Annotated in this window: 10 protein-coding genes; 5 read left to right on the top strand and 5 right to left on the bottom strand. The window is 67.5% G+C overall.

Going from position 1 to position 15,432, the window contains the following annotated elements:
• Window positions 1-61: 61 nt before the first annotated feature.
• Window positions 62-2,788, bottom strand: a complete 2,727-nt coding sequence (locus XM1_RS19155; protein ID WP_068436308.1) for a ribonuclease E/G — start codon at window positions 2,786-2,788, stop codon at window positions 62-64.
• Between the two features lie 499 nt (window positions 2,789-3,287).
• Between XM1_RS19155 and XM1_RS19150 the strand changes: the two genes are divergently transcribed.
• The 4 genes from XM1_RS19150 to XM1_RS19135 all read left to right on the top strand — a co-directional run bounded on the left by XM1_RS19150 (window position 3,288) and on the right by XM1_RS19135 (window position 9,880).
• On the top strand, window positions 3,288-4,886 hold the full coding sequence (locus XM1_RS19150) for an N-acetylmuramoyl-L-alanine amidase (protein WP_231920592.1): 1,599 nt from the start codon (window positions 3,288-3,290) through the stop codon (window positions 4,884-4,886).
• 4 nt (window positions 4,887-4,890) lie between these two features.
• The gene (locus XM1_RS19145) at window positions 4,891-5,223 is read left to right on the top strand and encodes a hypothetical protein (protein ID WP_231920591.1); all 333 of its coding nucleotides are present in this window, start codon (window positions 4,891-4,893) and stop codon (window positions 5,221-5,223) included.
• A 136-nt stretch (window positions 5,224-5,359) separates the two neighbouring features.
• Entirely contained in the window at window positions 5,360-7,933 is a 2,574-nt protein-coding gene (locus XM1_RS19140; RefSeq protein WP_068436304.1) for a penicillin-binding protein 1A, read from the top strand.
• Between the two features lie 159 nt (window positions 7,934-8,092).
• Complete coding sequence (locus tag XM1_RS19135; protein WP_068436302.1) at window positions 8,093-9,880, top strand: hypothetical protein; 1,788 nt, start codon at window positions 8,093-8,095, stop codon at window positions 9,878-9,880.
• A gap of 36 nt (window positions 9,881-9,916) precedes the next feature.
• Here XM1_RS19135 and XM1_RS19130 read toward each other — a convergent pair whose 3' ends face one another.
• The 4 genes from XM1_RS19130 to XM1_RS19115 all read right to left on the bottom strand — a co-directional run bounded on the left by XM1_RS19130 (window position 9,917) and on the right by XM1_RS19115 (window position 14,004).
• Window positions 9,917-10,318 (bottom strand): response regulator, encoded by a 402-nt coding sequence (locus XM1_RS19130; protein WP_068436300.1) that lies wholly within the window; start codon window positions 10,316-10,318, stop codon window positions 9,917-9,919.
• 93 nt (window positions 10,319-10,411) lie between these two features.
• On the bottom strand, window positions 10,412-11,032 hold the full coding sequence (locus XM1_RS19125; protein WP_068436298.1) for an indolepyruvate oxidoreductase subunit beta: 621 nt from the start codon (window positions 11,030-11,032) through the stop codon (window positions 10,412-10,414).
• An 11-nt stretch (window positions 11,033-11,043) separates the two neighbouring features.
• Complete coding sequence (locus tag XM1_RS19120; RefSeq protein ID WP_068436296.1) at window positions 11,044-12,900, bottom strand: thiamine pyrophosphate-dependent enzyme; 1,857 nt, start codon at window positions 12,898-12,900, stop codon at window positions 11,044-11,046.
• Window positions 12,901-13,071: 171 nt separating this feature from the next.
• On the bottom strand, window positions 13,072-14,004 hold the full coding sequence (locus XM1_RS19115; RefSeq protein ID WP_231920590.1) for a LysR substrate-binding domain-containing protein: 933 nt from the start codon (window positions 14,002-14,004) through the stop codon (window positions 13,072-13,074).
• Between the two features lie 177 nt (window positions 14,005-14,181).
• Between XM1_RS19115 and XM1_RS19110 the strand changes: the two genes are divergently transcribed.
• Window positions 14,182-15,360 (top strand): acyl-CoA dehydrogenase, encoded by a 1,179-nt coding sequence (locus tag XM1_RS19110; RefSeq protein WP_068436294.1) that lies wholly within the window; start codon window positions 14,182-14,184, stop codon window positions 15,358-15,360.
• Window positions 15,361-15,432 lie beyond the last annotated feature (72 nt).

Here is a 15,432-nt window from a genome sequence, read left to right as displayed (position 1 = left end):
GGCGGCTCCCTCTGCTGTGACGGCCGGCCCCCGCTCGGAAGCGGGGGCCGCACACGTCAAATCACGACATCAGCCGGTTCCACCAGCCCTTGCGCGGCGGCTTGGCCGGGGCCGGGGGCTCGGGCTCGGCCGCCGGTTCCGTCGTCACCACGGTTTCGGCGACGACGGTCTCGGCGACGACGGTCTCGGCGACGGGCGTCTCGGCCACGGCCGGAGCGGGTTCCGGCTGGGGGGCGGCGGGCTCCTCGACCGGCGGGGGCACCGGTTCGGCGGCGGCCTCCACGGCGACCTCGGCCTTCTTCTTGGCCGGGGCGCGCTTGCGCTTGGGCTTCTCGGCCGGAGCGGCGTCCTCGGCGGCGGCTTCGGGCTTGGCCTCCTCGGCGGGGGCCTCGGCCTTCTTCTTGGCCGGGGCGCGCTTGCGCTTGGGCTTCTCGGCCGGCGCGGCGTCCTCGGCGGCCGGAGCGGCCTCGGCGGGCGCTTGCGCCGGGACGTCGACGGTCTGGTCGGCGGCCGGCTCGGCGGTCACGGCCTCGGCTCCGGCCTCGGCGGCCTCTTCGGCTCCGGCTTCGCCCTCGGCGCCCTCGCCCTCGCCCTCGCCGTCACGGCGGCGGCGGCGGCGGCCACCGCGGCGGCCACGGCGGCGCTTGCGCGGCTGATCGTCGTCACCGCCCTCGGTGCGGTGGCCTTCGCCCTCGCCCTCGCCCTCGCCTTCGCCGTCGTCTTCGCCGGCTTCGGCCGCTTCACCTTCGTTCTGGGGCTGGTCGTCGGCGTCGGGCGCGCCTTCGCCGTCGGCCTGGTCCGGACGGTCGTCGCCGGGCTTGCGGCGGCGGCGGCGGCGGCGGCGGCGCTTGCGGCCCTCGCCGTCCTCGCCGTCCTCGTTACGCTCGTCGCGCGAGCGCTCGTCCCGGTTCCGGCCCGAACGCTCGGGCTGGGCTTCCTCTTCCTCGTCGTCCTCGTCCTCGGCCTCCTCCGGCTCGGCCTCGGCCGGCGGGCGGTGGGCGGCGTCATCCATGGAGATGGCGGCGCGGGCCGGTTCGTCGGGGCGGAACTCGGCCTTGACCTTGTCCATGCGGAAGGCGGGCGGGATCAGGCTGTCGTCGCCCTCCAGGAAGACCTCGAACTCGTAGCGCTCCTCGATGGCGGCCAGCGCCGAACGCTTCTGGTTGAGGATGTAGAGCGCGATGGCCGGCTGCACATGCACGGTGACCTCGGAGGAGCGGCGGCGGATGCCCTCCTCCTCGATGGCGCGCAGGATATGCACGGCCGCCGATTCCACCGAACGCACCAGGCCGGTGCCGCCGCAATGGGGGCAGGGGCTGAAGGTGGTTTCCTGCAACGAGGGGCGCAGGCGCTGGCGCGACAGCTCGAGGAGGCCGAAGGCGCTGATCTTGCCCACCTGGATGCGGGCGCGATCGTTCTTCAGGGCTTCCTTGAGGCGACGCTCGACCGCATGGTTGTTGCGGTTCTCCTCCATGTCGATGAAGTCGATGACGATCAGGCCGGCCAGGTCGCGCAGGCGCAGCTGGCGGGCCACCTCGTCGGCGGCCTCCATGTTGGTCTTCAGCGCCGTCTCCTCGATGTGGCGCTCCTTGGTGGCGCGGCCCGAGTTGACGTCGATGGCGACCAGCGCCTCGGTCTGGCTGATGACGATGTAGCCGCCCGACTTCAGCTGGACCACCGGCGAATGCATGGCGTCCAGCTGGGCTTCCACCTGATAGCGGTGGAACATGGGCATCACCGGGTCCTTGTAGGGCTGGACCTTCTTGGCATGCGACGGAGTCAGCATGCGCATGTAGTCCTTGGCGAGGCGATAGCCCTCGTCGCCGTCCACCAGCACTTCGTCGATGTCGCGGGAATAGAGGTCGCGGATCGAGCGCTTGATCAGGCTGGCCTCTTCATAGACCAGGGCGGGCGCGCTGGACTTCAAGGTCAGCTCGCGCACGCTGTCCCACATGCGCAGCAGGTATTCGTAGTCGCGCTTGATCTCGGTCTTGGAGCGCTCGGACCCGGCGGTGCGGATGATCACCGCCATGCCGTCCGGGATGTCCATCTCGTTGGCGATGGACTTGAGGCGGCGGCGATCGGTGGCCGACACGATCTTGCGCGACACCCCGCCGCCCCGCGCCGTGTTGGGCATCAGCACGCAATAGCGGCCGGCCAGCGACAGGTAGGTGGTGAGAGCCGCGCCCTTGTTGCCGCGCTCTTCCTTGACCACCTGCACCAGCATGATCTGGCGGCGCTTGATTACTTCCTGGATCTTGTAGTTGCGCAGCAGGCGCGCCCGGCGGCGCTCGTTCTCGGCGTCGTCGTCGCCGCCCACGGTTTCCACCTGGCGCTTGCGCGGCGCGCGTTCGGCGGCCTCGCCGTTCTCGCCGTTTTCGGGGGTGGGGGCGTCCTCGACGGTGGTGCCGTCGGTCTGCTCGGCCACCGCCTCGGCGGCCAGATGGCCTTCGCCGATGGGCTCGGCCTCGTCGCGGTCGTTGGTGGCTTCGCGCATCACCTCGGCCCGCTGGGCGGCCAGCAGGGCCTGGCGGTCGGCCACCGGGATCTGGAAGTAGTCGGGGTGGATTTCGCTGAAGGCCAGGAAGCCGTGGCGGTTGCCCCCGTACTCGACGAAGGCAGCCTGAAGCGAGGGTTCGACCCTCACCACCTTGGCCAGATAGATGTTACCCTTCAGCTGCCGCTTGGTGGATGTCTCAACATCCAGTTCTTCCAGGCGGGTTCCATTGACCACCACGACCCGGGTCTCTTCCGGGTGGGTGGCGTCGATCAACATACGCTTGACCATTAAGGCGATCTCTCCGTGGCGCCGCCCGCGACGCGCTATGCGCATGCGAGCAGGTGTCTGATCCAGCGAAGCCGGCGCGCAGGCACGGGCGATCTATCAGTTTGCCGCTGGAACCAGCGGCGCCTCGGAAAATGCCCGCGCGTCCGATAGTGGACACGGGCCTCATTCGGGGGAAACCTGATCGCGGGCGAATCCGCCCGGCTTCGAATTCTAGGCTGGCGTCGCAATCCGAACCATGGCGCATCCCCGGGTTCGCAGTCGCTGCGAACCGCCGTGACGCCACCGTCCCATAAAGGACTATTGGATCGTGCGAGCTCATGGGCAGTCAAAATAGCCCTGCTCCGTCCATTCGACAACGATCTTGTTGCAGCCGGTCGGACCACGAGGTCGATTTCGCCGAAGAGTCTGGTGAATCAATGCGTTTTGGGTTGAGCTTGAGTCCGCGTCTGCGCTATAGCTGTCCTTGTGATTCACCAATCGGCCCGTGACTATGAGGCAGATGAGGACCAGACCGCGTTTCCTGTGGGCCTTGACGGCCCTGGCGTTGCTGTGGGGGCTGGCCGACGCGCCGGCCGGACTGGCGGCGACGGCGTCGGGCGCGCGGCTGGGTATCCACAGCGAGGGCGTCACCCGTTTCGTCCTCGACCTGTCGGATCAGGTGGGCTTCAAGGTCACGCCGCTGGCCGATCCCTACCGCATCGCCATCGAGCTCTCGGGAACCGATTACGCCGGGCCGGGCGGCATCTCCAAGCCGTGGGGCGCGGTCAACGCCATGCGTCTGGACGGCGGGCGGATCGTCCTGGACCTGCGCAAACCCGCTTTGGTCAAGAACGCCTTCATCATCCCGCCCCGTGACGGCCTGGGCCACCGTCTGGTGGTCGACCTGTCGGAAACCACCCACGCCGCCTTCATGGCCGCCGCCGGCAATGCCAAGGCGCCGGTGCTCAAAGCCCCCGCCGCCGCCAAGGCCGCGCCGCCGCCGCCGCCCGCGCCCAAGCCGGTGGAGGAGTTCCACCTGCCCGAGGCCGTCGCCCCCACCGCTCCGGCCGCCAACGCCAGCCGCATCGTGGTCACCAGCCCCAACGCGCCGGCCGAGTCCCTGCCGCCCGAGCCGGTGACCGCCGCGCCGCCCCAGCCGGTTGCTGTGGCTCAGGCCCCGGTCAATCTCATTCCGCCGCCCATGCCGGTGGAGCGCCCCCAGATGGCCGATCCCAAGGTCGTCGACAAGGCGGGGCGGCCGATGCTGTCGGCCCCCATGCCGCCGCCGCCCGAGCGCCCGGCCCCTCCGCAGCCCGTCGCCGCGCCCCAGCCCGCTTCGCCGCCGCCCCAGGTGCTGCAGGCGGTGCAGCCCGCGCCCCAGCCTTCTTCTCCCCCGACGGAAAGCGTCGCCAAGGCCAAGGACGGCGTGCCGGTGATCGTCATCGATCCCGGCCATGGCGGCGTCGACCCCGGCGCCACCGGCGTGTCGGGCACCTACGAGAAGCACATCACGCTGGCCATGGCCCGCGAACTGAAGACCATGCTGGAGCGCAACGGCCGCTACCGCGTGCATCTGACGCGCGACCGCGACGTGTTCATCCGCCTGCGCGAGCGTATCGCCATCGCCCGGGCCCAGGGCGCCGATTTGTTCATCTCGCTGCACGCCGACGCGGTGCAGAACCCGCAGATCAGGGGCCTTTCGGTCTACACCCTGTCGCGCAACGCCTCGGATTCCGAGGCGCAGGCCCTGGCGGAAAAGGAAAACAAGGCCGACCTCATCGCCGGCATCGACCTCACCCACGAATCCGCCGACGTGGCCAATATCCTGATCGACCTGGCCCAGCGCGAGACCATGAACCGTTCGGCCGGCTTCGCCACCGAACTGGTGGACGAGGTGGGGCAGGAAATGGATCTCTTGGGCAATACCCACCGTTTCGCCGGCTTCGCCGTGCTGAAGGCTCCCGACGTGCCGGCGGTGCTGGTGGAGATGGGCTACCTCTCCAACGAGGCGGAGGAAAGGATGCTGCGCCAGCCGCAGTACCGCGCCCGCCTGGCCAAGTCCGTCGCCAAGGCGGTGGAACGCTTCTTCCCGCCCAACCTCAAGGCGAAGCGGCCTTAAAGCCGTGGCCTTCCGCCTGCTCCCGCTGCTGCTGCTGGCCGTGGTCATGGCGTTTCCCGTCCATGCCGAGCCCAAGCCGTCCGTGCCCTGCCTGACCTGCGCCCGGCCGGTGCCGGCGTGCTGGATGGTGGTCTACCGCTGGACCGACTACAACCTGCGTTCGGGGCCCGGCAACCACATGGTCGTCACCAGCGGCGCGCCGCCCACGCGGCCCGAACTGGCCCAGGCCTCCGAGGACATCCTGCGCGGCATGCCCAAGGGAATGAAGGCCGCCCTGGTCGGCACCAGCCGCATCGACTGCCCCGCCCCCATCAAGGCGGCCTCGCGCAGGCCGTGAAGGCCGCCATGCCCATATGCCTCCCCTGCTCATATGACAGTGGACAGCCGCCTCCATCGCCTGCATCTTCCCCGCACTTGACGCCGGAGGCCGCGAGGCGGTACCACCGGGCCTGACCCTTGAGGCGCCCAATCCCATGTTCCGCTTCCTGCTTGGACTGTTCAGCCTGTTGATCCTGCTGGCCATCGTCGGCGCGGCGGGAACGCTGTTCGTCTTCTGGCATTACGGCCGGGGATTGCCCGACTACCACCAGCTGGCCCATTACGAGCCGCCCATCACCACCCGCGTCTATGGCGGCGACGGCCGCCTGGTGGCGGAATACGCGGTGGAAAAGCGGGTCTTCGTGCCGCTGCCGGTGATTCCCCAGCTGGTGAAGGACGCCTTCCTGTCGGCCGAGGACAAGAATTTCTATTCCCATGCAGGCATCGATCCGGTGGGCATCGCGCGCGCCATCGTCGTCAACCTGAAGAACCGGGGCAAGGGTGCCGACCGGCGGCCGGTGGGCGCCTCGACCATCACCCAGCAGGTGGCCAAGAACTTCCTGCTGACCAACGAGGTGTCCATCGAGCGCAAGGTCAAGGAAGCCATCCTGGCGCTGCGCATCGAGCGGACCTTCACCAAGGATCACATCCTCGAGCTCTACCTCAACGAGATCTATCTGGGCAGCGGCGCCTATGGCGTGGCGGCGGCCGCGCTCAATTATTTCGACAAGGGCCTGGACGAGCTGAACGTGGCCGAGGCCGCCTACCTCGCCGCCCTGCCCAAGGCGCCCAACAACTACAACCCCCATCGCCATCCCCAGGCCGCCAAGGAGCGCCGGGACTGGGTGATCGGGCGTCTGTTCGAGGACGGCAAGATCACCCAGACCGAGTACCAGACCTTCGTGGCCATGCCGCTGGAGGTCCGCACCCGCAAGGAGATGCAGGCCACCCAGGGCGGCGATTACTTCGCCGAGGACATCCGCCGCGAACTGCAGGCCAAGTACGGCGAATCGGCGTTGTGGAAGGGTGGCCTGGTGGTGCGCGCCTCCATGGACGCAAGGCTGCAGGCGGTGGGCTCCAAGGTGCTGCGCCAGGGACTGGCTTCCTATGACCGCCGCCACGGCTGGCGCGGTCCCGTCACCCGCATTCCCGCCGCCGCCGGCTGGGGGCCGCTGCTGGCCGCCGTGCCCAAGCCCGGCGGCGCCGACGAGGCGTGGCAGACCGCCGTTGTCCTGGCGCTCAACGATCACGAGGCGACCCTGGGGCTGGTGGGCGGCAAGGTGGGCCGGGTGCCTTTCACCGAAATGAAATGGGCGCGCCCCGCTTTGGAAAAGTCCACCATGGGCCCGTTCCCCCGCAAGCCCGCCGACGTGGTCGCGCTGGGCGACGTCATCCTAGTGGAGCCGGTGGCCAAGGGCGACGATGGCAAGCCCTATCCCGCCAATTCCTTCAGCCTGCGCCAGATTCCCAAGGTCGAGGGCGCGCTGGTGGCCATCGACCCCCATACGGGACGCGTCATGGCCATGGTGGGCGGCTGGTCCTACGGCAAGAGCCAGTTCAACCGCGCCTCCCAGGCGCTGCGCCAGCCGGGCTCGGCCTTCAAGCCCTTCATCTACCTGGCGGCGCTGGAAAGCGGCTACACGCCGTCCTCGCTGGTGCTTGACGCCCCCATCGCCCTGCCCCAGGGGCCGGGCCTGCCCCTGTGGCGGCCCAAGAACTACAACGACGACTATCTGGGGCCCACCACCCTGCGCGTCGGCCTCGAGAAGTCGCGCAACCTGATGACCGTGCGTCTGGCCCAGGCCATCGGCATGGACAAGGTGGCCGATTACTCGGGCCGCTTCGGCATCTACGACAACCTGCCGCGCCAGCTGTCCATGGCGCTGGGCGCCGGCGAGACCACGCCGTTGAAGCTGACGGCGGCCTACGCCATGCTGGTCAACGGCGGCAAGCGCGTGCGTCCCACCCTGATCGACCGCATCCAGGACCGCAACGGCAAGACCATCTTCAGCCACGACCTCAGGTTCTGCGACGGCTGCTCGGCGGGCCGCTTCACCGGCCAGGACATGCCGGTGCTGCCCGACATCCGCGAACAGATGGTCGACCCCGTCTCGGCCTACCAGATGGTCAGCATCATGGAGGGCGTGGTCCAGCGCGGCACCGGCACCTCCATCAAGGCGGTGGGCAAGCCCCTGGCCGGCAAGACCGGCACCTCCAACGATTCCAACGACGTGTGGTTCGTCGGCTTCTCGCCCGACCTGGCGGTGGGCGTGTTCGTCGGCTTCGACGATCCCGCCACCCTGGGCCACAAGGAGACCGGCGGCTCCATCGCCGCTCCCATCTTCCGCGACTTCATGATGGAGGCGCTGAAGGACAAGCCGCCGACGCCGTTCCGCGTTCCGCCCGGCGTGCGTCTGGTGCGCGTCAACGCCTCCACCGGCAAGCCGGCCATGCCCGGCGACGCCAAGGCCATCTACGAGGCGTTCAAGGGCTCGGACCGCATGCCCGGCGACGAGGAGGACGTTCTCGAAGGCTCGGGCGGCGTCGATGCCGGCTTCAGCTTCGCGCCCTTCCTGGGGGCGGAGGAGGGCGGAACCTCGGCCGGAAATGTCCAGTTGATCCCGCCGGCCGGTGTTCAGTCCCCGGCCGCCGATGGCGGGGTTCCCGCCGCGCCGCCGGTTCAGGCCCCGGCGGCCGGTCCCGCACCCTCGGCGGGCGGGCTGTACTGAGGCTTTTTCACGGGTCGGCAGACACCCCCTACCTAAGGCAATCCGGCAAAGAGGCTGGATTGCCCTTCGTAGGGATATCCATATATTTTTCAGGGAGGATAAAGGCTCGTAGATAACGAGGGGGGCGTGACAGTTGGAAGCTGCGCATCTTTCCAGGCCATGATCGGCAAGATTTGGCCCGTATTGGCTGCGGCGCTCCTGCTGCTTGTCCTCCATCTTTTCATCAGCCCCGCCTTTCCGGTGAAAGGCGGCAGTGTCGCGGCGGATTACATCTACTATTTCCCCCGCCTTCTGGATGGTTATTTCTGGGCGCAGGAGAACGGCTATTTCTCCATGCGCTGGTTCAACCCCTCTAGCTGCGGCGGTATTCCGGCCTTTCCCGATCCGCAGGACCTCTATTTTTCCGTCGTTCAAATCGCCTTCAACCTGTTCGGGCCGATTCCCGGTGTCTATCTAAGCTTTCTGCTGTCGTCGGCCCTTGGTCTGGCCGGCTGCTATGCCTTGTTGACGCGAGGGTTCTCGCTTGGCCGCTGGGCGGCGCTGGCAGGCTGTTCGACCTTCCTGTTCAGTGGATTCTGGATCGAGCGCCTGCTCAGCGGACAGGCGCAACATCTGGCGTTCGGCTTGTGGCCCTTGCTGGCCTACTGCCTTGTCGCGCCGCCGTCGGAAGGGCGGATCGGGCGGTGGTGGAGTTCCATCGGCTATGCCGTCGCCGCGGCTGCGATCATCGCCTACATGTTCGTCAGCGGCATGGTCTCGATCATGGTGCCGCTGATGCTGGGAGTGGTGGCCATCGGCATCCTCCATTCCCTTCGGGCGGACGGCGTCTCTCCTTTCTGGTTCCGGCTGGGCGTTTCGCTGGTCGGCGCGGGCCTGCTATCCGCCAGCAAGCTGGCGGCGGCGATGGCCCTGCTCGGCCAGTTTCCGCGCAACCAGTATCTGCTTCCCGGCTACGAGGGGGGCTTTCATACGCTTGGGCTGTTGATCCGATCCCTGATCGGCCTTGAGACGGACCTGTCGATAGTGGCCAAGCTGACCAACAGTTCCTGGGCGCTGGGCGAGAACGAATATCGCTTCGGCCTCGGTCCCGTGGCGATGGTGTTGATCGCAATCGCTGTCATCGCGGGGCTCCGCGTCCAGCTCCGCCAGCGTCAGGCATGGTCCTGGATCGGGGCCGGGGCATTGCTGGCCGTGCTGCTGGTGCCGCTTGTGGTGAACATCTACGACCCGGACATGAACCGTCTGCTGAAGACGATTCCGTTCCTCGGGTCCTATGTGGCTCCCAGCCGTTGGTGGTGTGCCTATACCGTCATCGGCGCGGTTGCCGTGGCCATTGCCGTCGATCTGGCCGCTGCCAGGCCTTGGGCGGCCCGCGTCGCCGCTGTCGCCTGCGCCGTATCGGCGGTGTGGACCGGCGGATTGGTCAACGCCGGCCTCCATCGCCAGGAAGCCTATGTTCCGGCGCACATGGTGCGCGCCCATGCCCTGGCCAAGGAAGCCGGGCACGGACCGGCGATCACCAAGATTATTGCCGGCAGCAAGAACGGTCAGGTGATCGTGGATCGGGCCTATGACGAGGCGGTGGTGGAGGGGGGCTCCCACCTGTACTGCTATCAGACGCTGTTCGGCTACAAGCTGGAATGGATGCCCGTGGGCCGGCTTCGTCCCGGCTGGGTGATGTTCCCCAATGACGGCGTCTTCAACATCAAGAATCCGGCCTGCTACGTGTATCCCGGCGCCAACAGTTGCCGGCCGGGGGACCATTTCAAGGTCGGCGAGGATGATGCGGTGAGGGATTTCATCGCCCGCCGCCCGTTCCCCTTCGCGGTGCCCGCTTCGCAAAGCGCGGCCAACATGATCAGCGGTGCATCGCTGGCGGGCTTGGCGCTGTTCGGAGCGGCGTTGCTGTGGCGCTGGCTGAGGCGTCGGGGGCCGACGGCGAAATAGGGCCGGGGCGGGACCGGCGGGGCGGGCTGAACCCGTTCAGCCCCGGGCGTCGCCGACCACCTTGATGATCTTTTCCTTGAGCGCCGGCGGCAGGACCGGCTTGGCCAGGAAGGCGTTGACGTCCAGCTCCTTGGCGCGGCCGACGGTGGCGGCGTCGGTGTGGGCGGTCAGCATCACCACCGGCAGGGTGCGGCCGAAGGGCAGGGCGCGGAGCATCTTGACGAAGCCGAAGCCGTCCATGGGGCGCATCTGAACGTCGCAGATCACCACGTCGGGGCGTTCGCGTTCGGCGGCTTCCAGGCCGGAATTGCCGTCATGGGCCTCGACCACCTGACCGATTCCCACCTGCTGCAGCATTTTCTTGACGATGGTTCTGACGAATTCCTGGTCGTCGATGACCAGCACCTTCAGCGCACCGAGATCCACCGCAGCGGCCATCTGTCTGTTCCCCTGGAAATGACATTCTCACCGGTTCGTTGAAGGCTAACAGAAGCCGGTGAGAATGCCAAAGGCGGAAGCTGCGTATAATACTTAGGCGGCCGAGGTCTTGGTCTTGGCGCCGCTGGCGGCGTCGCGGCCGGCGGAGAACGCCTTCTGGTTGACCTCGACCATGGCGGGCTTCCTTTCACGGAAGCGGCCGACGATCTGCTCTTCCAGCTCGGCGGCGGGGAAGGGCAGGTAATCGGCGATGGCGCCCAGCATGATGGTGTTGACCAGACGCAAATCGCCCAGCTCGCGGGCGATGGCGCCGGCGTCGAAGTCATAGACGGTGACGCCCGCCGCCCGCATCTGGGCCACCGGATCGTCCGGATACTTGAACAGGCCGGCCGAAACCACCGGCGGAACCAGGCGGATGGTGTTGACCATGGCCACGCCGCCGGGACGCAGCATGTCCGCCCAGCGCGAGCCCTCGGCCACCTCGAAGGCGACCAGGATGTCGGCGGTGCCGGGCGTGATCACGGGGGACCACACGCGCTTACCGAAGCGGACGTGGCTGGTGACCACGCCGCCACGCTGGGCCATGCCGGCCACTTCCGACTTCTTGCAGTCCAGGCCGCGGGCGATGGCCGCCTGGGACAGGATCTCGGCGGCGGTCATGACGCCCTGGCCGCCGGTGCCGCACACGAGAATGTTGGTGATCACATCGTTCATGATGTCTTGCCTCACTCAGCCGCCTGGGTGCGCTTGGCCAGCACGATGGCGTTCGGGCCGCACGATTCGACGCACATGTGGCAGCCGGTGCACATGGCGGTGTCGATGGTGGTGAACTTCAGCTCGTTGACCTTGCCGTCGGGGCGGGTCTTGGATTCCGAGCGCTTCACCGTGATGGCCGGACAGCCCACGTTGATGCAGTTGCCGCAGCCGGTGCAGTCCTCGTCGACCACCTTGTAGGGTTCGATCTTGGTATAGAACTCGGACAGCACGCAGGGGCGGTCGGTGATGATCACCGAGACTTCCGGGATGGCGGTTTCCTGCTTGATGGTCTTGAACACCACCGGCAGCACATAGGGGTCGATCTTCTTGATGCGCTCGGGCTTGACGCCCAGCGCCTCGACCAGCTTGACGAAGTCGACGCGCGGGGTCTCGTCGCCCTTCAGGCCCTTGCCGGTGCCGGCATGGTTCTGGCCGCCGGTCATGCCGGTGGTGCGGTTGTCCAGGATCAGGACGGTGACGTTGCCCCGGTTGTAGACGATGTCGAGCATGCCCTGCATGCCCATGTGCAGGAAGGTGGAATCGCCGATGACGGCGACTACGGCCTTGTCCTTGGTCTCTTCCGAGCGGGCCTTGTCCATGCCGAGCGCGATGCCCATGGAGGCGCCCATGGAGATGGTGGTGTCCAGCGCGTTCCACGGATGGCCGGCGCCCAGGGTGTAGCAGCCGATGTCGCCCGAGATCTGCACGTTCTTGCGCATGCGGGCCAGCGAGTAGTAGACGCCCATATGGGGACAGGCGGCGCACATGGTCGGCGGCCGGGGGAAGGGATCGAATTTCGGGTAGGTGGTGGTGGGCGGCACCGGCTCGCCCAGGAAGGTCTTGATGGCCGGAATCAGCACGTTGGGGGTCAGCTCGCCCAGGCGGGGCAGCAGGTCCTTGCCGTGGATCTTCAGCATGCCGGCGGCCTTGAGCTCCTGTTCCATCAGGGGCTCGGTCTCCTCGACCACCACCAGGTGCTCGACCTGCGCGGCCAGCTTCTCCACCAGGGCGACGGGCACCGGATAGGTGAAGCCCAGCTTCAGGATCGGAGCGTCGGGGAAGCTTTCGCGCACATGCATGAAGGCGGGGCCCGAGGTGACGAAGCCCACCCGCTTGTCCGAGCCGTCATCGAAGACGTTCAAGGGCGAGGACTCGGCCAGCGCCTGCAGCTTGCCCTCGCGGGCGATCTGGGCGGGAAGCAGGCCCTTGGCGTTGGCGGGCGTCATCACCCAGCGGCGCGCGTCGGACTTGAAGCCGCCGATGTTGTGGCTGACCTTCTCGCCCACCTGCACCACCGCCTTGACGTGGCAGACGCGGGTGGTCAGGCGCAGGATGACGGGGGTGTTGTAGGCCTCCGACAGCTCGAAGGCGTACTTGGCCATCTCGTAGGCTTCCTGCGAGTCGGCGGGCTCGAGCACCGGCACGTGGGCGAAGCGGCCCCAGAAGCGCGAATCCTGCTCGTTCTGGGAGGACGACATGCCCACGTCGTCGGCCACCGCGATCACCAGGCCGCCGATCACGCCGGCCACCGTCACGGTCATGAAGGCGTCGGAGGCGACGTTCAGGCCCACATGCTTCATGGCGCAGAACGAGCGGGCGCCCGACATGGAGCCGCCGATGGCCACCTCCATGGCGACCTTCTCGTTCACCGACCATTCGGCGTAGAGGTCGGGATAGAGCGACAGGCTCTCCAGAATCTCGGTCGAAGGGGTGCCGGGATAGGCGGCGGCCACCTTGGCGCCGGCCTCCCACACGCCCCGGGCGATGGCATCGTTACCCGACAACAAAAGCCGCGACTGCGGCTTGGCCTGAACGGCTGCGGACATGAACAAGCTCCTCACGCTCTCCGGTATCATCCGCCAGCGCGGGGGCTTCGCCTCTCTTTGCCGCGGAACGGGGCGGAGACTAGCATCCTCGGGGGCTTCACCGGAAGAAGAATGCGCATTCAGCCTACGCCAATGCGTTACGAAGCGATACTTACAATGGAAATGTGCGTATCAGTTCCAGCGCCCGTCGGTGGTCAGAAGCTCCAACTGCTCGACGGCGATGGCGTGGACGGCGCGCGCCGCGATGGATAGCGGCCGGTCGGAGGCGTGGGCCAGCGAGATGGTCCGCTCGATTTCCGGCGCGACGATGGGCACCGAATCCAGGTTGGCGGCTTCCGGCCCGAACCGGGCGTAACGCTCCGACAGCACCGTGTAGCCGGCGCCGGCCGCCACCAGGGACTTGATCTGCTCCAGCGCGTCGATCTCGATTACCACCCGGGGCTCGGCGTCCAGGACGCGGGCGGCGCGCTCCACCTCGGCCCGCACGCCATGGGGGCGGCCGGGCAGGATCAGCGGCAGCATCAGGACGGTGGCCAGATCCACGGTCGGGCGGTCTTGCAGCAGCCGGTCCCCCTTGGGCCCCACCAGGGCCAGGCGTTCGCGGGCGATGAAGCGGGTGGCCAGGCCGGTGGGATGCTCGGAGCCGAACACCAGCGCCATGTCCACCGAGCCCGACAGCACCCATTCCAGCATGTGGCCCGACAGCCCTTCCACCACCCTGAGATGGATGGAGGGATGGCGGCGGCGCACCGCCAGCGCCAGGGGTACGGTCAGCACGGGGCCCAGCGAGGTGGGAATGCCGATCACCGCCGGGCCGGCCGGCGCCGCCTCGAGGCCCCGGATCTCGTCCTTCAGGCTGGACATGCGCTCGACCAGCACGCCGGCGCGCATGGCCAGCCGCATGCCGCTTTCGGTGGGAATGACGCCGCGCGCCGTGCGATGCACCAGCGGACAGCCGAACTCCTCCTCCAGCCGTTTCAGGTGCAGGGACAGGGCCGGCTGGGCGACGCGCAGCGCCTCGGCCGCCTTGGTCAGCGAGCCGTGTTCGATGATCCCTAGGAAATAGCGGAGCTGGCGGATATCCATGGCGGCCTCTTTCGCCACCGTCACCCCCGGACTTGATCCGGGGGTCCATGGATGGCCGGGTCAAGCCCGGCCATGACGGGTCTGATTGCCATATATAATGATCCGTTATGACCTCCATAGAAAAGATATTTTTCTCATGATGGCTCGGATGCGTCATGGTGCCGACAGTGCCATTCATCATGTGGGAGACGCATTGTGCAGCAGTTCAAGTGGGACGACCCCTTCCTCCTGGAAGACCAGCTTTCCGAAGACGAGAAGCTGATTCGCGATTCGGCGCACGCCTATTGCCAGGAGAAGCTCCAGCCCCGCGTGATGAAGGCGTTCCGTGACGAGACCTTCGACCGCGAGATCATGAACGAGATGGGCGAGATGGGCCTGCTTGGCCCCACCATCCCCGAGGAATTCGGCGGTCCCGGCGTCAACCACGTGGCCTACGGCCTGATTTCCCGCGAAGTGGAGCGGGTCGATTCCGGCTACCGTTCGGCCATGAGCGTGCAGTCGTCGCTGGTGATGCATCCCATCTTCAGCTACGGCACCGAAGAGCAGAAGAAGAAGTACCTGCCCCGTCTGGCCACCGGCGAGATCGTCGGCTGCTTCGGCCTGACCGAGCCCGACGCCGGTTCCGATCCGGGCGGCATGCGCACCCGCGCCAAGAAGGTGGACGGCGGCTATCTGCTGACCGGTTCCAAGATGTGGATCACCAATTCCCCCATCTCGGACATCGCCATCGTCTGGGCCAAGTCCGACGCCCATGAAGGCAAGATCAAGGGCTTCATCGTCGAGAAGGGCACCAAGGGCTTCACCACGCCCAAGATCGAGGGCAAGCTTTCCTTGCGCGCCTCCATCACCGGCGAGATCGTGCTGGACGAGGCCTTCGTCCCCGACGAGGCGCTGATGCCGAATGCCTCCGGCCTGGGTGGCCCGTTCGGCTGTCTCAACAAGGCCCGCTACGGCATCGCCTGGGGCGTCATCGGCGCCGCCGAGTTCTGCTGGCATGCGGCGCGCCAGTACATGCTGGACCGCAAGCAGTTCGGCCGTCCGCTGGCCGCCAACCAGATCCCCCAGCTGAAGCTGGCCAACATGATGACCGAGATCACGCTGGGCCTGCAGGCCTGCGTGCGCGTCGGCCGCATGATGGACGAGGGCACCTGGGCGCCGGAAGCCGTGTCGCTGATCAAGCGCAACAATTGCGGCAAGGCTCTGGACATCGCCCGCATGGCTCGCGACATGCACGGCGGCAACGGCATCTCGGAAGAGTTCCACGTCATCCGCCACATGGTGAACCTGGAGACCGTGAACACCTACGAAGGTGCCCACGACGTGCATGCCCTGATCCTGGGTCGGGCCATGACCGGCATCCAGGCGTTCTCCTGAACCTGAAGCCAAGGCCAAGTCCCGCAAGGGACTTGGCTAGGCCCAAGGGGCCGCGCCGCTTATGCGGCGGAA

This window comes from Magnetospirillum sp. XM-1 (assembly GCF_001511835.1).
Lineage (GTDB): Bacteria > Pseudomonadota > Alphaproteobacteria > Rhodospirillales > Magnetospirillaceae > Phaeospirillum.
This window is presented reverse-complemented; position numbering and strand designations above follow the sequence as displayed.

Coding starts and splice junctions, on each gene's coding strand:
- XM1_RS19155 (WP_068436308.1), bottom strand. CDS start 2,788: ATGGTCAAGCGTATGTTGATCGACGCCACCCACCCGGAAGAGACCCGG.
- XM1_RS19150 (WP_231920592.1), top strand. CDS start 3,288: ATGAGGACCAGACCGCGTTTCCTGTGGGCCTTGACGGCCCTGGCGTTG.
- XM1_RS19140 (WP_068436304.1), top strand. CDS start 5,360: ATGTTCCGCTTCCTGCTTGGACTGTTCAGCCTGTTGATCCTGCTGGCC.
- XM1_RS19135 (WP_068436302.1), top strand. CDS start 8,093: ATGATCGGCAAGATTTGGCCCGTATTGGCTGCGGCGCTCCTGCTGCTT.
- XM1_RS19130 (WP_068436300.1), bottom strand. CDS start 10,318: ATGGCCGCTGCGGTGGATCTCGGTGCGCTGAAGGTGCTGGTCATCGAC.
- XM1_RS19125 (WP_068436298.1), bottom strand. CDS start 11,032: ATGAACGATGTGATCACCAACATTCTCGTGTGCGGCACCGGCGGCCAG.
- XM1_RS19120 (WP_068436296.1), bottom strand. CDS start 12,900: ATGTCCGCAGCCGTTCAGGCCAAGCCGCAGTCGCGGCTTTTGTTGTCG.